Raw genomic sequence first — 19160 nt, forward strand, 5'->3', positions numbered from 1 at the left:
GTAAAAATGAAAACCGCCTTAAAAGACGGTTTTGAATTATAGTTTTGTATTTTATAATAGGCTTGTGCAACGATTACGGTTGTTAAACGAAGTTAGTTGTTTTTTCTTATAAAGTCAAACTTTCAAAATTCAGTCCCCTTATTTTTTGCGGTTCGGTAACACTGCCATGCTCAATAAAAAAGATTAGGAGTGCCTAAAACCTTAATGTTTTTTTTGTGGTTTATGGTAGCAGAAAATTTTAAAATAGCAGGCTAATACTGTTGGTTTCAGCAAACCTATTGCACTATCTTGTAATGTCTGGTTTAAAAAATACGGGCTATTTTTGTGCGCAGTTTTCTAATTTTATATAGAATTTTTCTATCTGTAGTAGGGTCAAAAAGAAGGAAGTTCATCATAGCGTATATTAAAGATTTATTAATGACTCCTGTATTCAACCACTTGAAAACATTAAAAGACCTTCTTGAAATGTCAAACATTAAAGCGCCATCTAATACCCAGTTTTTAATATAAACACCGTTGTGAATGTCGCCACTCCATTCTTTTAGAACTCTATCTGAATAAAAAGCGATGCTGTTTGGAAGCTTCATTTCATTCCATTTCTTAATATGGTCCGCATTCATTCCAGGCTTTTCTAAATCAATTTTATACAGTAGCTTATTCCAGTTAATACGTTGATACCTTCTTTGGAATGTGTTAACAGCGATATCAAAATTTTTATAGTGTAGAAAATGGAATTTCGCATAAGCAGACTGCCCTACAGGATATGTTTCGTTAGAATTAGCATTGTAAAGATTGGCAGCGTTAGCCTTGCTTAAATTTTCAATAAATTGGATGTAATCATGTCCTCCAATCCATAAGCCAACTGTTGGTGTGTAGTACGGTATCTCTAATTGATTATATATTTGTCCGCCCCAACAATCATCTGAAATTATTGTGAATTTGTCCTTAATTAGTCTTTTAGAAAGGTTTTTTGAGATTTTATTTCTGTGATTATAGATGTTTCTTAACATATATGCTGTTTATAATTAAGCGTCATTCTATTCTTTAAAATGTAATTTCATGCCTTCATGGCTTGCTATAAACCCTACATCTTCGTAGAATTTTATGGCTCTCGGTCTTTGTTTGTCCGATGTTAATTGTAATACATGCGCATTTCGTTCTTTGGCTCTGTTTATAGCCCATTCAAACATACGTTTTCCAATCCCCAAGCCTCTTTGGTCTTTTCTAATCATGACGTTTTCAATTTGTGCTCTAATGCCACCGTAATAAGACATATATTGAATATATGTTAATTGGAAGGTGCCAATAACCTCATAGTTTTCATTTTCCACCACCATAAGTTCTTGATTGTCGTCGGCGTTTATTTTTTCAAAAGCTTTGAGATAGTGTTTAGGCAAAGGTGTTTGGAAATTTTCTCTGTTTTTTCCAAGGTCATCATTTGCCATGAGTTGCACAATGGCTAAAATATCATTTTCTGTAGCTCTTCTAAAGGTCATGATGGGTAATTTGGTAATTTAATTTGTGAATTTTATTAAATATTTGAACTGAAAATAGAATTCTAAAAGGTAATCAATTACAAAAGCTCATTAAATAACAACCTCAAACTTGCCACATCCAAGAATATACTTTTTTGAAGTTCAGTTACACTACCATGCTCAATAAAAGTATCAGGAACACCTAAAACCTTAATTGTGTTTTTGTAGTTATTGGTGGCAGCAAATTCTAAAATAGCAGACCCGAAACCGCCGTTGATGCTGTTATCTTCAACAGTAACTATGGTTTGGTGTTCTTTAAAGATGGTATGTAATAAGGTTTCGTCTAAAGGTTTTACAAAACGCATATCGTAATGTGATATCTCTAAATTTAAAATAGCTTCAGAAATATTTTTAGCCATAGTTCCTATGCTTAAAACGGCAAGAGAATTACCTTTTTTAAGTTGTACTGCTTTACCAATGTCTATTTTTTCAAAAGGCTGTTTCCAATTAACGATGACGCCAGTGCCTCGTGGGTAACGAATGGCAATGGGTTGTTGTAAGCCTAATTGTGCGGTGTACATGATGTTGCGTAATTCCACCTCGTTTCTAGGTGCAAAAATGATGAGGTTGGGTATGCATCTTAAAAAAGATAGGTCGAAAACACCATGATGTGTCGCACCATCTTCACCTACCAAACCTGCACGGTCTAAACAAAAAATAACGGGTAACTTTTGTAAAGACACATCGTGTATTATTTGGTCATAAGCACGTTGTAAAAAGGTGGAGTAAATATTGCAAAACGGAATTAAGCCTTGGGTTGCCATACCTGCGGCTAAGGTAACTGCGTGTTGCTCTGCAATACCCACATCAAATGCTCGGTCTGGCATTTGTTCCATCATATATTTTAATGAACTTCCTGTAGGCATCGCGGGTGTAATACCTACAATATTTTTATTTTGTTTCGCAAGTTCCACTAGCGTGTGCCCAAAAACATCTTGGTATTTGGTGTATTCTGATGGTGTTTTAGAAATGATATCGCCCGTTGAGGCATCAAATTTTCCTGGAGCGTGGTAGGTTACTTGGTCTTCTTCTGCTTGTTTTAAGCCTTTACCTTTGGTGGTAATAATATGTAAAAACTTAGGACCTTTTACCGATTTTAAACGTTTTAATTCTGAAATGACTTTGTTGATATTGTGCCCATCAATAGGCCCCGAATAATCAATATTTAAAGCGTGAATAATATTGTTTCTGCGTTGTGTGCCTTTTTTAACATTGGTTAAATACTCTTTTAATGCACCAACGCTTGGGTCGATTCCAATGGCATTATCATTTAAAATAACCAATAAATTAGCATCGGTAACTCCTGCATGGTTTAAACCTTCAAACGCCATACCTCCAGCAATACTAGCATCACCAATTACCGCAATATGTTGCTTTTTCAAATCCCCTTTTATTTGGGATGCAATCGCCATCCCTAAGGCCGCAGAAATGGACGTAGAGGCATGTCCAACGCCAAACGTGTCATAGATACTTTCGTCTCGTTTTGGAAAACCACTAAGGCCCCCAATTTGTCGGTTGGTATGAAATAAATCTTTTCTGTCAGTTAAAATTTTATGTCCGTAGGCTTGATGGCCCACATCCCAAATTAGTTGGTCTTCCGGAGTATTAAATACATAATGGAGCGCAATAGTTAATTCAACCACACCTAAACTAGCACCCAAATGCCCTTCTTTGGTGGCGACAATATTTATGATGAAGTCACGTAATTCTTTGGCAAGTTGAGGTAAGTCTTTTTGATTTAAAAGACGGAGTTCTTTAGGTGAATTAATATGTTTTAAGAAATCACTCATTCGCTTACAAATGTAATATTTGAAAACGATACGAACGCCATTATCATTTTGAAATTGTATTTTTGATTTTTGACAACTAATTTTTCCCCATGATAGAGCCTTTTGATGATACCTATTTTATGAAGAAAGCACTTCAAGAAGCGGAAGCCGCTTTTGAGAAGGGCGAAATTCCTGTGGGAGCTGTTGTTGTTATTGATAATAGGGTTATTGCACGCGGTCATAATTTAACTGAAACACTTACCGATGTTACCGCGCATGCTGAAATGCAGGCTATTACCGCAGCTTCTAATTTTTTAGGGGGAAAATATTTAAAAAATTGTACACTGTATGTCACGTTAGAGCCTTGCCAAATGTGTGCGGGTGCTTTGTATTGGAGTCAGATTTCAAATATCGTTTATGGTGCCAGAGATTTGGAACGTGGTTGTATTCATTTGAACACGAAACTACACCCAAAGACCATCATGAAAGGTGGGGTTCTGGAAACTGAAGCATCGGAGTTAATGAAACGCTTTTTTATTCAAAAACGTAATTTGAATTGATTCTCTGAATATGCTTACTAGCACTGACTCCTGCTAGTTCTCCTTTTTTTCACGTTCACGCATTTTATCTAAATTCTCCTTGGTAAGCATGTAATCTTTAACATCTTTATCTTTCCATCTGTAATATGAAAATATAGGAAATGCAATAAAAAAAAGACCACAAACACCAAAACCAATTAGTTTTTGGGAGTATTCAGATTCTAAGAAATAGCCTGTTAAGATACTTCCGAATGCTGCTATAAAAAGAAAAATAATTAGATATTTCACGGTTGGTATTTTTGTTCTAAAACTCTTAAATTTAAGCTTTAGGTTTATTTTGTAAAGTTTATTAATTGTCTTCTGTAAGCTGTTAAAAGCTTTGATTTGGATATGAAACCAATATATTCATTGTTTTTAACCACAGGTAAATTCCAGGCACTACTGTCTTGAAATTTCCTCATAATATCGGTCATCTTATCCTTTTCTAGTTCTATTATTTCGGGTGCTGGTTGCATGATGTCGGTAGCTGTAATATCCATGTACAAACTTTGGTCGAACATGACGGGGCGTAAATCATCTAACAAAATAACACCAAGAAACGCGTTGGTTTTTTCATTAACAACTGGAAAAATATTCCGATTCGATTTTACAACCGCCTCATGTACAATATCTCCTAGATTCATTTTTGGAGTTATGGTAATGAAGTTGGTTTCAATAACCTTATCAATATCCATGAGGGTAAGCACCGCGTGGTCTTTGTCGTGGGTGATAAGCTCCCCTTTTCTACCCAATTCCATGTTATAAACAGAGTGTGAGCTAAAATATTTAGTTATACCAAATGATATGGTTGCGGTAAGCATTAACGGAATAAATAGTTCATAACCACTAGTTAGTTCTGCAATTAAGAAAATAGCGGTTAGTGGCGCGTGTAAAACACCAGCCAATAGACCAGCCATACCAACTAGTGTGAAATTACTTTCGGAAACGGGCGTGTTAAACAAGCCACAGTTATTAATTATTTTGGCAATACAGTTTCCCATAATACTTCCCATAAAAAGTGTTGGAGCAAAAATACCACCTACACCACCAGCACCAAACGTAAGCGCACTGGCTATAATTTTAAAGAAAACCAAGCCGGCAAGAAGTAAAACGATGGTCCAAATATTGGTTAAATCCATTTGGAAAATGTTGTTTTCTAAGGCTTTTTCAGGGTTACCGGCTATCAGGTTATTAATAACATCAAAACCTTCACCATAAAGTGGCGGAATGAAATACACTAAAACACCCAATAAGATACCTCCCAGAAGAAGACGTTTTATAGGTGAGTTTATTTTATCGAAAAAGGTATGAAATGCATCGTATACTTTAGCGAAATATATAGAAGTTAAGGCAGCAAAAACACCAAGAATCATGTAAAAAGGGGCGTCTGCCAGTACAAATTTATCTTCAATTTTAAATGGCAATAAAATATCGTCACCAAAGAAAAAATAAGAAGTTAAAATGGCTGAAAGCGATGCCAGTAAAAGCGGTAACATAGATGCTATGGTTAAGTCTAAACTAAACACTTCAATAGCAAAAATAATAGCAGCAATGGGGGCCTTGAAAATAGAAGACATCGCACCGGCTGCAGCACAACCAATCAGTAAATTCCGAGTGGTTTGGTTCATGTGGAACATTCTCGAAATGTTTGAACCAATAGCAGCTCCTGTCGCAACTGTAGGACCTTCTAGCCCTACCGAACCTCCAAAACCAACGGTTAAGGGTGCTGTTAAGATTGAACCAAACATTTGGTACTGCTTCATAACACCTTTTCGTTTGGAAATGGCGTAAAGCGTAGAAGGGATACCATGACTTACTTTGTTTCTAATAACGTATTTTATAATAAAATAAACAACGGTTAAACCAATAATGGGAAACAGAAAGTAAAAGGCATGATGGTAATATTTTATTAAATTACCTTCTAGTAAATGTTGGAAAAAGTGCGTTAAATTTTTTAAAACAACCGCGCCAACCCCAGAGGTGAAACCAATAACAATACTTAATATGTACACAAACTGCCGGTGAGAGATGTGTTTTGCTCTCCAGATAAGTACTTGTTTTAAAATGGTTTGTTTAGGCATAATTTAGGTTACTAAAAAATCCTGCAAAAAGCAGGATTCATTTTTTATTGTTTTAAATTAAGTTTTAAGCTTAACTCGGTTAATTGAGCATCGTCTATTCGGGAGGGCGCATCAATCATCACGTCGCGACCTGCATTGTTTTTTGGGAAGGCGATATAATCGCGAATGGTTTCTTGTCCGCCAAGTATGGCTACCAATCTATCCAAACCAAATGCTAAACCACCATGTGGCGGTGCACCGTATTGAAAGGCATCCATTAAAAAGCCAAATTGAGCTTTTGCTTCTTCGGGTGTAAACCCTAAGTAATCAAACATTAAGGCCTGTGTTTCTTTATCGTGAATTCTTATAGAACCACCGCCAATTTCGTTTCCGTTCATTACCAAATCATAAGCATTGGCTTTTACCTCTCCAGGGTTTGTTTTTAACAACTCTAATTGTCCAGGTTTTGGAGATGTAAAGGGGTGATGCATCGCGTGGTAGCGCTTGGTATCTTCATCCCATTCTAATAGAGGGAAATCCATCACCCATAATGGTGCGAATTCTTTAGGGTTTCTAAGGTTTAAACGTTCTGCTAATTCCATACGTAAAGCACTTAATTGAGCACGTACTTTGTTTGTGTTACCAGAAAGAACGCAAATTAAATCGCCTGCTTTGGCTCCAGTAGCTTCTGCCCATTTTGCTAAATCGGCTTCATCATAAAACTTATCTACAGATGATTTGTAGGTGCCATCTTCATTGCAACGCACGTATATCATACCTAAAGCACCAATTTGTGGACGCTTCACCCAATCAATAAGTTTGTCTATTTCTTTACGTGTATAAGTGTTTCCGCCAGGTACCGCAATTCCAGCAACCAATTCGGCACTATTAAATACACCAAAGTCTTTATGTTGTGCATTGTTGTTTAATTCGCCAAATTCCATCCCAAAACGAATGTCTGGTTTGTCGTTTCCGTACAAGCGCATGGCATCGTCATAAAGCATTCTTGGGAATTTATCAATAACAACACCGTTCACTTCTTTTAGTAAGTGGCGTGTTAAACCTTCAAAAGCATTTAAAATATCTTCTTGGTCAATAAACGCCATTTCACAATCTATTTGTGTGAATTCTGGTTGTCTATCTGCACGTAAATCTTCATCTCTAAAGCATTTTACAATTTGGAAATATTTGTCCATACCACCCACCATAAGCAATTGCTTAAAGGTTTGTGGTGATTGCGGAAGTGCATAAAATTGACCAGCGTTCATGCGAGAAGGCACTACAAAGTCACGCGCCCCTTCGGGTGTCGATTTTATTAAATAAGGGGTTTCAACTTCTATAAAACCTTCTTTAGATAAGTAGTTTCTAACTTCCTGAGTTACTTTATGTCTAAAAATCAAGTTGTTTTTAACAGGGTTACGACGAATATCTAAGTAACGATACTTCATACGTAACTCTTCACCACCATCGGTTTTATCTTCAATAGTAAAAGGAGGCAGTAAAGATTCGTTTAGAATGTTTAATTCTGAAACCAAAATTTCAATATCACCAGTGGTCATATTTGGGTTTTTTGAAGCACGTTCTATAACGGTTCCTTTTACTTGAATAACAAACTCACGCCCTAAGTTTTGAGCTTGTTCTAGCATGGTTTTAGAGGTGCGTTCCTCATCAAAAACTAATTGCGTAATACCGTAACGATCACGTAAATCGACCCAAACAATAAAACCTTTATCTCTAGATTTTTGTACCCACCCAGCAAGTGTAACTTCTTTATTTATAAATGACGCATCTAATTCGCCACAATTATGACTTCTATACATAGTTGAAAATTGAAGTGCAAATTTAATGAAATACAACGGAGTATAAATTTTTTGGCATTTTTTTTTAAATCTCTATTTATACCTTGTAAAGCCCAGTGTTTGCTGTAGGTTTTTTTATATGTGTATTGCGAATCGATTTTGAAATATCGATTTTAAGGATGTATTATTGTGAATAATTCATTTTTACATGCTTATTACTGTTGAAATTTCATATGCATGCATAATAAATTCTTGTATTTTTTTTCAAATACCTTTATTATCCGTACCTTGTCGGAACTAAAAACTAATTAAAATACATATGAAAAACTTTTTACTCTTTAAAATCTGCTTGGTTGTAGGTTTGTTTTTTCCATTGGCAATAGTTGCTCAAGGAACAATAACAGGAACAATAACCGAAGCAGGAAGCAATGCGCCTTTGCCAGGAGCAAATGTTATCGTTAAAGGCACAACGAATGGAGCTATTTCCGATTTCGACGGTAATTTTAGCATCAATGTTTCAGCATTTCCAGTAACCGTAGTTGTCTCATCTGTTGGTTATAATACGAAAGAAGTGTCAGTAGCATCTGCTAAAAATCTTAAAATAACACTTCAAGAAGGTGTTTCTTTAGATGAGGTTGTGTTAATTGGCTCTAGAAATAAATCTAGAACAGCGATTGATACTCCTGTTCCTGTAGATGTTATTAATATGTCTGAAATTGCTACATCAGGACCGCAGACAACAATTACGGAAATTTTAAATTACGTGGCTCCATCATTTACATCAACAACGCAAACCGTTTCAGACGGAACAGATCATGTAGATCCAGCATCTTTAAGAGGTTTAGGTCCAGATCAGGTTTTGGTTTTGATTAATGGTAAAAGAAGACACAAATCTTCATTAGTAAATGTAAATGGTACGGTTGGTACAGGTACAGTTGGTACCGATATGAACTCGATTCCTACGGCTTCAATACAACGTATCGAAGTTTTAAGAGATGGTGCAGCAGCCCAATATGGGTCTGATGCTATTGCAGGTGTAATTAACCTTGTTCTTAAAAAAGCAACAAATGAGTTGACTTTAAACGTGAACTCGGGCGCTAATATGAGTAAGCACTCTAATCAATATAATGAAGGAGGTACTGATGGTGAAAAATTTCAAATAGATGCTAATTACGGTGTCGGTTTAGGTGATAACGGTGGGTATATTAACTTTACGGGGTCTTTAAGTACAAGAGGAGCTACCAATAGAAGTGATGAAATGGGACAGCCTATTTACACTATGTTTGATGTTGCGACTAGAACATTGGGTTATGATAATGCTTTTGCTATGGACCCTAGTGACTTAGCTAGTTATGTGGCAGGTTTAGACCCGACATTACAAGCTGTTTATGATAATGGTGTTGTGGCAGGCGATTCTTTTTATGATATTATAAGTTCAGATTCAGCAACCTTTGTTGGAGATACATCGAACTCTTCACCAATTTCAGATTATGAATTAGCACAACGTGGTTTAACACGTGATGATTTTAGAATGAAAGTAGGGCAGTCTAAATTAAGAAGCGGACAGTTTATGATGAATATGGAGATACCTTTAGATGATAACGGTTCTGCTATTTACTCTTTTGGAGGCATGAGTTTTAGAGATGGTTTAGCTGCAGGATTTTATAGAAGACCAGCTTATACAGATGGTAGAGGAAATACAGAAGCTTTGCCAGATGGTTTTTTACCACATATAGCTTCGCGTGTTATAGATAGATCTTTAGCTGCTGGTATTAAAGGAAAAATAGGTGATTGGGATGTAGATTTTTCTAATACATACGGCGTAAATAGCTTCGATTTCACTATTAAAAACACAGTGAATGCTACTTTAGGGGCGTCTTCTCCAAGAGAGTTTGAAGCTGGTGGATTTGCATTTGCACAAAACACTACAAACTTTGATTTGTCTAACTTTTACGAAGATACTTTCGAAGGTTTAAACGTGGCTTTTGGAGCAGAGTATAGAATTGAAAATTATCAATTAGTTGCTGGAGAGGAATCTTCGTATGCTAAATATGATGTAAATGGAGAAGTCGTAAATAACTATACGAATTCTGATGAAATAGTAACAAGTTATTTTGGTAGTGATGTTCCAGGTGGAGCACAAGTATTTCCTGGGTATAGACCAGAAAATGAAGTAGATCAAAACAGAAATAGTTTTGCTGCGTATGTTGATTTGGAAGCAGATTTAACAGAAGCGTTTTTATTAAGTGCAGCTTTACGTTACGAGAATTTTAACGATTTTGGAGAGACCTTTAACTGGAAATTATCTGGTAGATATAAATTATCAGAGAACAGCGCTATACGTGGTGCAGTAAGTACAGGGTTTAGAGCGCCAGATTTACATCAAATTTATTTCAACGCTACAGCAACACAATTTGTTGGAGGCGTTCCTATTGAGCAAGGAACTTTTGCAAACAATAGTAGGTTGGCCGATTTATTATCTATACCAGAACTGGAAGAAGAAACTTCATTTAATTTAAGTTTAGGGTTTACTGCTAAAATTCCAGATGCAGGTTTAAAAATTACTGTTGATGGGTATATGGTAAATGTAGATGATAGAGTAGGTATAACAAGAAGTTATTCGCCTTCTACAACAGAACAACAAGCTATTTTTGATGCAGCAGCAGCAGGTTCTGCTAAGTTTTTTACCAATGGTTTTGATACAGAATCTAAAGGTTTAGATCTTGTTTTAGATCATAAAACGAGCATTGGTACTAACGGAACTTTAACCAATATTTTATCGGGAACATTCTCTAAAACTGAAGTTAAAAATGTGAAGTCTATTCTAGGAACCGAAATTTTAGATGAAACTCTTAAAGGCTACATAGAAGATGCTATGCCTAGAACAAAATTAAACTTAACAAACAACTATGCTACTGGTGATTGGAATTTTATGTTGCGTAACGTATATTTTGGTGCAGTTAACGATCCGGACTTTAGAGGATCTGCTACTCCAGTTACTTATTCCGAAAAAATTATTACCGATTTATCTCTAACATATAGTTTTTCTGATAATTTAAAACTTACAGCAGGAGCAAATAACTTATTAGATGTGTATCCAGACGAGGTTCCTTTTGAAGGTTCACAATACGGAGATCAATTTATATTCTCTCGTAGAACGTCTCAATTTGGATTTAATGGACGTTATGTGTTTGGTAGATTAACATTTACTTTAAAATAATAGAAAGTTAATTTATAATTATTAAAAATATAGGGTTTCAGTTTCATTTTTAAAGGATATAAAATAGAACCAACAATTTGGAATTGGTGGACGCTTTATGTTTGCTAGATTAAGTTTTAAATTGAAATAAAATAAAAGACTTTTAATGAAAAGCCTCAGCGTGTGTTGAGGCTTTTCTTGTTTTATAAATTATCAAAATCGTAATTTTTTAAACTTTAAATTATGAAATTACAAATTATTCATAAGGTATTTTGTGATATTTGTTTATTTTTTAAATATATTAGCAGTACTAACTCAATAATTAAACAATTATGAACAAATTTTTAACTATCAAATGGCTTACGCTTTTGTTAGTTTTTATTCCATTACTATCTTTTTCACAACAGATAAAGGGAACAATTACTGACGGAACAACAAAAATGCCTCTGGCTGGAGCAACAGTTTTAATAAAAGGGACAGCTACCGGGACTACATCAGATTTTGATGGGAATTTCAGTCTAAATGTTAGCGGTTTTCCAACAACGTTAGTATTTTCTTCCTTAGGGTTTGAAAAATTAGAAAAAACATTAAAAGATGCTTCAACCGTTAATGTTGTGCTTACTGAATCTGCAACAGCGCTTGATGAGATTGTAATTTCGGGATTAGCATCTTCTGTAAAAAGGTCCAATTTAGCAAATTCTGTAGCTACAGTTTCTGCAAGCGAACTAACAGGGGTAACACCAGCACAAACATTAGACGGTGCCTTGTCAGGGAAATTTACAGGAGCCTTAGTGACCGCTAATTCTGGCGCTCCAGGTGGAGGATTGTCTGTTAAATTAAGAGGGGTAACTTCTATTAATGGTAACTCGCAACCATTATATATTATTGATGGTGTTTATATTGATAACAGTAGTATTTTCTCTGCTGGTTTAAATGATGTGTCTAGTGCAGCTTCTGGAGGTGCTAGTGCAAACAGTAACCAAGATAATGCGACAAATAGAATCGCTGACATAAATCCAGACGATATTCAAAACATTGAAATTTTGAAAGGAGCATCTGCTTCTGCTATTTATGGGTCTAGAGGAGCTGCTGGTGTAATTATTATTACCACTAAAAAAGGAAAACAAGGAAAGTCTAAATTAAATTTTTCTCAGTCTTTAGGATTTAATGAAGCTTTAAGGTTGCAGGGCCAAAGAAAATGGACTGCTGCATTGGCAGAAAGTGAATATGGTGAAGGAGCTCTTTATACAGCTGCACAAAATGCTGGGACTTTACGAGATTATGAAAAAGAAGTTTATGGAGAGAAAGGTTTTATTACTAATACTAATGTGAGTTTATCCGGTGGAAATGAATCTACTTCATTTTATTCTGGTATAACAAGAAATCAAGAAGATGGTATTGTTAAAGGTACAGGCTATGAAAAAACATCCTTTAGATTAAATTTAGATCACGATTTTAATGATAATATTAAACTGTCATTAACGTCTAATTATATAAGTTCTTCGGCAGATAGAGGATTCTTTAATAATGATAATGCAGGAACAACAATTGGTGTTGCATTAACGGCTACACGTCCTTGGGATAATCTTTTGCCAGATGCGAATGGAAACTACCCCGACCATCCTAATAATTCATCGAACCCGCTTCAAACAAGAGATTTGATGACTAATAACGAGTCTACAAAACGAATTATATCTGGAGGATCTTTGGATATTAATTTATATAGATCTTCTAATTCAGATTTGAAATTTGTTGCCAAAGCAGGTGTAGATAATTATACGCTACAAGGAAAAGTGATTTTTCCTAAAGAATTACAGTTTATGAGACCAGATAATGGTGGGGTAAACGGATTGTCGGCTGTGTCTACCACTACAAACACGAATGCTAACTATTCTGCTTTCTTAGTTCATAGTTATGATACACAGAATGATATGTCCTTTTCAACACAAATTGGAGCTACAAGTCAGCAGTTTTCACAAAATACAGTGAGAGTTACGGCATCTGATTTGATTGCATCTGAAACAAATGTGGATCAAGCTGCCAATGTGGGAACGAATCAAGCGAGGTTAGAACAAGAAGATTTTGGTTTTTATGCCCAGGAGATGATTAATTATCAGGATAAATTAATTGGTACTCTTGGTGTAACTGGTGATAAATCGACTAATAACGGAGATATAAATAAGTTCTTTTATTATCCAAAAGCATCCTTGGCTGCAAATTTACATAAATTTGATTTTTGGGGGTCGAGTGATAAGTTAAATAGGCTTAAGCTTCGTGCAGCCTATGGTGAAGCAGGAACTTTTGCAGCTTTCGGATCGTTATACACGGTTTATGCAAATACTTTGGTTGATGGAAATGTAGGTATTGTTGTTCCTACCACACGTGGTAATCCTAATCTTTCACCTGAAAGACAAAAAGAATTTGAAATTGGACTCGATGCTGGTTTCTTAGAGGATCGTGTTGGTCTTGAATTTTCATATTATAAGAAAAAAGTTGAAGATTTATTATTGAGAGCTAATGCAGAACCTTCATCTGGTTATTCAACAAAATGGACCAATGCAGGAGAGCTTGAGAATAAAGGGGTAGAGATTGGGATAAATGTAAGTGCTGTTACTTCTGAAATTTTTTCATGGGATACGAATGTAAGCTGGTTTAAAAATAAATCTGAAATGACTAAATTGAATGTTCCAACATTTAATCTAGGTGGTTTTGGTAATAGCCTAGGGCAGTTTCAAATTGAAGAAGGAAAAAGTGTTACACAAATTGTTGGAACAACCGGTCCTGGTACGCCTGTAAGTGTATTGGGTGATGCTGAACCAGATTTTCAAATGACGTGGAGTAATAACATGAAGTATAAGGATTTTACATTGTCATTCTTATGGCATTGGAAAAAAGGTGGAGATAATATTAATTTAACGAATTTACTGTCTGATTTTGGTGGAACAAGTTCTGACTTTGATGATTTTGATATAGATCCAAACCATCAAATTAACAATGGAACATATAGAATTAATAATGGCTTGTTTGCGGGGAATGCAACACCGTTTGTTGAGGATGCTTCCTATTTAAGATTAAGAGAACTAGGGTTGTATTATGCTATCCCTTCGGAAATGCTTTCAAAGTGGTTTAATGATACAGTCTCAAATGTTAAATTGGGCTTTTCAGGACATAATTTAATTAATGTTTTCGACTATAAAAGTTTTGATCCAGAAGTTTCGAATTTTGGAGGTTCTGGTTTATCAACGGGTGTTGAGGTAACTCCTTTTCCATCGTCAAAAAGATACATGTTGCACTTATCGGCACAATTTTAAAACTTAAAAAAATACAAAATGAAAATTATAAAAAAGTTTAACATACTTATACTAACTATCGCTTTTCTAGCATTAATATCTTGTAGTCTAGAAGGTGGTGAAAGTTTAAATGGAGCAAGTACCTCTTCTATCTCAGATGATTTGTCAAGAGGTGAATTGCCACAGGCGGTGTCTGGTGTGATTTCAGAAATGAGGACTAGAATAAATACGCAAGTAGATGTTCAAAGTATTCTTGGTAGAGAATATTATTATATTACAAATTCAGACCCAAGATATGAAGGTGATGTTGTTACTGGTAATTTAGATGATAATACGTTTTATGTAACGCAAGCTTGGGGTTCAAGATACGCGGCAATAAAAGAGGCGAATTTAGCTTTGGCTGGATTGGAGAATACAACTTCTGATTTTTCACCTGAAGAAATTGCAGCTTCAAGAGGTGTTTTAAATACGCTTAAGGCTCATGAACTTTTAATGGTGGCAAATAATCAAGAAAGTATTAGAATAAACGTTGCAGATCCTGATAATTTGGGGCCATTTGTTGGTCATGATGCTGCTTTGGCGGCTATATCAGAACTACTAGTAAGTGCTGCTGCTGATTTAACAGCTGGAGGAACAAGTTTTCCATTTAGTTTAACTTCTGGATACGCAGGGTTCGATACGCCAGCTGGATTTCTTAAATTTAACAAAGCGCTAACAGCTAGGGTTGAGGCTTATAGAGGGAATTACACTAGTGTTTTGAGTCTTCTAGGAGCTTCATTTATGAATATGACTGGAGATTTGAAAACAGGTGTTTATCATACGTTTTCATTATCGGGGGCAGATATTGCGAATCCACTTTTTCTTGCGTTGAATCAAGAGGCTAATGTAAGAATGGTTCAGTCTAGTTTTATAACTGATGCCTTGCCAAATGATACAAGAGTTAATAAGGCTGTTTTAAGAAATTCGCCTAAAACGGCTTCTGGATTAGTGGGTAACTATGATGTGTATATTTACCAATCAAATGTTGCCAGTGTGCCCGTAATTAGAAATGAAGAATTAATATTGTTGTTTGCAGAAGCTAATATGGTATCCAATCCTTTGGTTGCTGTGGATGCTATTAATGTTGTGAGGAATGCTGCTGGTTTAGGTAACTATTCTGGGGCTCAAACTGCTGCTGCATTAGAAAGCGAAATTCTTTTTCAAAGAAGATATTCATTGTTTGGAGAAAGTCATCGATGGATTGATATGAGAAGGTTTGGAAGATTAAACGAATTGCCGAACGATAGAGCAGGTGATGCGGTTCCTGCTTATATTCCAATACCAAGAAATGAAAACCAGTAGTTTAACTGTTTTATAAAAAAAAAAGCCTCAACATGTGTTGTGGCTTTTTTTTTTATGATTATTAGTCTGTAATTTATGGTTGTTTTATAGTCGTAGTAGTTTCCGAAGTCGTTTTACTGCGTATCCACATTTTAAATTGCATTGCTAAATAGAATAAAACAGGAACAACAATTAAAGTTAAAAAGGTTGCTACGAATAAACCATAAATAACGGTCCAAGCTAAAGGTCCCCAGAATACTACATTGTCTCCACCAAAATAGATGTGAGCATTGAATTCACTAAACAATGTGAAGAAATTAATATTTAAACCAATCGCTAAAGGAATTAAACCTAATATGGTAGTAATCGCTGTTAGTAATACAGGGCGTAAACGTGCTTTTCCTGCCTGAACAATACTATCATATAAATCTTCTTTTTCTAGGTAATCATCTTCTTCTAAACCTCTATCGTATTTTTTTCTGTCAATAAGAAGTTGGGCATAATCTAAAAGTACCACACCATTGTTTACTACAATTCCAGCAAGCGAGATGATACCCATCATGGTCATCATAATAACAAACGCACTTCCAGTAATTACAATACCACTAAACACACCAATTAAGCTTAAAAAGATGGCAAGCATAATAATGGTTGGTTTTGAGAACGAATTAAACTGGAAAATAAGAATTAAAAAGATTAAGAATAATCCAGTAAAGAAAGCGCCCATTAAAAACGTCATTTGTTTATTCTGTTCCTCAATTTGCCCAGTGTAATCTACTTTAATGTTTTTTGGTAGTTGGGTAAAGTCTTTCATAACATGCTGTACTTGTGTTACCACGGCGCCTGCATCGGTATAACCGGGTGCTAAGGCAGAATATACGGTAACAACACGTCTAACATCCCTATGTTTAATAGAACTGAAACCAGAGGTGTTAGATTGCTTTGTTACAGCAGATACGGGAACTTCTTTAATTTGTCCCGAAGCCATATCTCTAAATGTTATTTTCTGATTAAAAATGGCGCTTGAGTTATAGCGGTTTTCTTCATTAAAACGCACATAGATGTCGTAATCATCTCCATCTTCTTTATAAACACCTGCTTTGGCTCCGAAAATAGCATTTCTTAGTTGGGTTCCAACTTGAGACGAACTAATGCCTAATTCACCTGCTTTTTCTCTATCAACCACCACTTGCATAGCTGGTTTGTCTTTATTAACGTCTATTTTTAACTCGTCAATGCCCGCAATACTTCTAGAGTTTATGAAGTCACGCATTTTTTCAGCGGTATTAATAAGCTCTGAATAATCATCACCTTCTAATTCAATATTAATTGGTGCTCCTGCAGGAGGTCCGTTTTGGTCTTTTTCAACCGAAATTAAAACCCCAGGGTAGATGCCAACTAAAGCTTCTTGTACTTTTTGACGCATTAATTCACTGTCTTCTCCTTCTCTAAACTTATACTCGCGCATAGAGGCTGTAATTTTACCTTTATGAGGCATTTCAGCAGCCGATCCACCATCGGTTTGAGGGTTTCCTGCACCTTCGCCAACTTGAGATACTGCACTTTCTACCATAAAGTTATGGTCGCCTTTTTTATACATGTCTTCATTTAAAACATGGTATACTTTGGTTTCTATTTCTTTAGTAATGGTGTTGGTTTTTTCAATATCGGTGCCTTCAGGGTATTCAATATAGACAATAATTTGATTTGGTTTATTGTCTGGAAAGAACTCTACTTTGGTTCGTTGTGTTGCCAAGGAAATTCCGAAAACTATAAAAGCTACGATCAATAAAATGAAGGTTCCAATACTTATAACATAGGGTCTTTTTCCTTTTAGAGCACTTTTTAATGCTTTTTCATAGAAATTTTCAAGTCTTACAAGGGTCTTGTTTTGAAAACGATTCGCCATTTTACGAAGTATTAAGCGATATACCCAGAGCATAATGGCTGTGAAAATCATTAGGGAACCAAAGGCTCTATAATCACCACCAATAACAAGAATAATAAGCCCGATAATAGCGATTATGGACGTTGTATAAATAATACGTTTTAAAGGCATGTCTTTATCTTCAACCGTCATAAATTGCGATACTAATACCGAGTTGAAAAATATAGCAACAAATAGTGAAGAACCTAAAACGACAGATAATGTAATTGGGAAATACACCATAAATTGCCCCATAACTCCTGGCCATAAACCTAACGGAATAAAGGCTGCTACTGTAGTTGCTGTAGAAATGATAATAGGAAATGCAATTTCACTAATACCTTTTTTAGCGGCGTCTACTCTGCTCATGCCTTCTTCATCCATAAGTCTGTAAACATTTTCTACGACCACGATACCGTTATCTACCAGCATACCTAGCCCCATGATAAGCCCAAAAAGAATCATGGTATTCATGGTGTAGCCTAATAAGCTTAAAACCATTAAAGACATAAACATAGACATGGGGATGGCAAACCCAACAAATAGCGCGTTTTTAAATCCTAAAAAGAACATTAAAACGGTTACAACCAGTATGATACCGAAAATAATATTGTTCACTAAATCATCAACCTGCCCAATTGTTTTGGAAGATTGATCGTTAGTGATGGTTACTTTTAGATTTTTTGGAAATACGTTTTCTATGGCATCATTCTTTATCAGTTCTATTTTTTCGGCAGCTTCCACCATGTTTTTTCCAGCACGTTTTTTAACGTCAAGCATAACAACAGGTTCGCCAAATTCACGGGCGTAGGTTGTTTTGTCTTTTTCTCTAAAACTAACATCGGCAATATCTTTTAAATAGATAGGGTTGTTGTTTTCAGATTTTACAACAAAGTTTTTTAAACTATTTGGATCGTCTATTTCACCAATAATTCGAATGGTTCTACGTTGGCCACTGGCTATAAAGTTACCGGCAGACATGGTCATGTTTCCTCTGCTTATAGCTCCAATAACATCATCAAAACTTACTTGAGACGCCATCATTTTATAAATATCTACGGCTACCTCTACTTCTTTTTCTTGTGCACCACGGATGTCTACTTTTTTAATTTCGGTTAAATTTTCAATTTCATCTTGAAGATATTCACCAAATTCTTTAAGTTTTTCAATGGGATAATCGCCGGAAATATTAATGTTAAGAATGGGCATTTCTTCAGACATGCTTAATTCAAACACATTAGGTTCTACTTTTGCGCCGTTAAAGGTTGGCCAATCTTCACTAGAAGTTTCAGAATCTATTTCATCTTTAACCTTTTGTTTTGCTTGTTCTACGGTAATATCTTCATCAAATTCAACCACGACCATCGAGTAATCTTCTTGTGATGATGAGGTTATTTCAACCACATTACTAACCGTTTTAAGTTTGTCTTCAAGAGGGTCTGTGATTAACTTTTCAATATCTTCGGCTGTATTTCCAAAGAACGGTGTGCTTATATAAATTTTGGTTTCCTTAATTTCAGGGAAACTTTCTCTAGGCATTTTAAAATATGCTGAAATACCTAAAAAGAGAATCATAGCCATCATCATGTAAATAGTGGTCTTGTTATGTATAGCCCACGATGATAGTTTGAATTCTTTATCGACTTGTTTTTGTTGTTTCGTCATGATTGTTAGTCTTTGGTC

11 protein-coding genes are annotated in these 19160 nt (G+C 35.4%); 4 read left to right on the forward strand and 7 right to left on the reverse strand.

Features of this window, described 5'->3' with window-relative positions; genetic code table 11:
• Positions 1-302: 302 nt before the first annotated feature.
• The 3 genes from Q5N74_RS14260 to dxs all read right to left on the reverse strand — a co-directional run bounded on the left by Q5N74_RS14260 (position 303) and on the right by dxs (position 3325).
• Positions 303-1010 (reverse strand): DUF1919 domain-containing protein, encoded by a 708-nt coding sequence (locus Q5N74_RS14260; RefSeq protein WP_304389581.1) that lies wholly within the window; start codon positions 1008-1010, stop codon positions 303-305.
• A 27-nt stretch (positions 1011-1037) separates the two neighbouring features.
• Complete coding sequence (locus Q5N74_RS14265; protein WP_304389582.1) at positions 1038-1496, reverse strand: GNAT family N-acetyltransferase; 459 nt, start codon at positions 1494-1496, stop codon at positions 1038-1040.
• 77 nt (positions 1497-1573) lie between these two features.
• On the reverse strand, positions 1574-3325 hold the full coding sequence (gene dxs, locus Q5N74_RS14270) for a 1-deoxy-D-xylulose-5-phosphate synthase (RefSeq protein ID WP_304389583.1): 1752 nt from the start codon (positions 3323-3325) through the stop codon (positions 1574-1576).
• Positions 3326-3414: 89 nt separating this feature from the next.
• Between dxs and Q5N74_RS14275 the strand changes: the two genes are divergently transcribed.
• On the forward strand, positions 3415-3864 hold the full coding sequence (locus Q5N74_RS14275) for a nucleoside deaminase (RefSeq protein WP_304389584.1): 450 nt from the start codon (positions 3415-3417) through the stop codon (positions 3862-3864).
• A 33-nt stretch (positions 3865-3897) separates the two neighbouring features.
• Here the strand turns inward: Q5N74_RS14275 and Q5N74_RS14280 are convergent, their stop codons facing one another.
• Genes Q5N74_RS14280 through aspS form a run of 3 tightly spaced genes read right to left on the reverse strand, consistent with a single transcriptional unit; the run spans position 3898 to position 7762 of the window.
• Positions 3898-4131 (reverse strand): hypothetical protein, encoded by a 234-nt coding sequence (locus tag Q5N74_RS14280; RefSeq protein ID WP_304389585.1) that lies wholly within the window; start codon positions 4129-4131, stop codon positions 3898-3900.
• 44 nt (positions 4132-4175) lie between these two features.
• Positions 4176-5963 carry a chloride channel protein gene (locus Q5N74_RS14285; protein WP_304389586.1) on the reverse strand — a complete coding sequence of 596 codons (1788 nt, stop codon included), beginning with the start codon at positions 5961-5963 and terminating at the stop codon, positions 4176-4178.
• A gap of 44 nt (positions 5964-6007) precedes the next feature.
• The gene (aspS, locus tag Q5N74_RS14290) at positions 6008-7762 is read right to left on the reverse strand and encodes an aspartate--tRNA ligase (RefSeq protein WP_304389587.1); all 1755 of its coding nucleotides are present in this window, start codon (positions 7760-7762) and stop codon (positions 6008-6010) included.
• 298 nt (positions 7763-8060) lie between these two features.
• Between aspS and Q5N74_RS14295 the strand changes: the two genes are divergently transcribed.
• The 3 genes from Q5N74_RS14295 (at position 8061) to Q5N74_RS14305 (ending at position 15571) form a co-directional block, all read left to right on the forward strand.
• Positions 8061-10961, forward strand: coding sequence for a TonB-dependent receptor (locus Q5N74_RS14295; protein WP_304389588.1), 2901 nt, complete (start codon positions 8061-8063; stop codon positions 10959-10961).
• A 311-nt stretch (positions 10962-11272) separates the two neighbouring features.
• Positions 11273-14251 (forward strand): SusC/RagA family TonB-linked outer membrane protein, encoded by a 2979-nt coding sequence (locus Q5N74_RS14300; RefSeq protein WP_304389589.1) that lies wholly within the window; start codon positions 11273-11275, stop codon positions 14249-14251.
• A gap of 18 nt (positions 14252-14269) precedes the next feature.
• The gene (locus Q5N74_RS14305) at positions 14270-15571 is read left to right on the forward strand and encodes a RagB/SusD family nutrient uptake outer membrane protein (protein ID WP_304389591.1); all 1302 of its coding nucleotides are present in this window, start codon (positions 14270-14272) and stop codon (positions 15569-15571) included.
• Positions 15572-15644: 73 nt separating this feature from the next.
• On the opposite strand, the gene Q5N74_RS14310 is transcribed toward Q5N74_RS14305, so the two are convergent.
• Positions 15645-19142, reverse strand: a complete 3498-nt coding sequence (locus Q5N74_RS14310) for an efflux RND transporter permease subunit (RefSeq protein WP_304389592.1) — start codon at positions 19140-19142, stop codon at positions 15645-15647.
• Between the last annotated feature and the right edge of the window lie 18 nt (positions 19143-19160).

Origin of the sequence: Mariniflexile sp. AS56 (assembly GCF_030552475.1) — a bacterium.
GTDB lineage: Bacteria > Bacteroidota > Bacteroidia > Flavobacteriales > Flavobacteriaceae > Mariniflexile.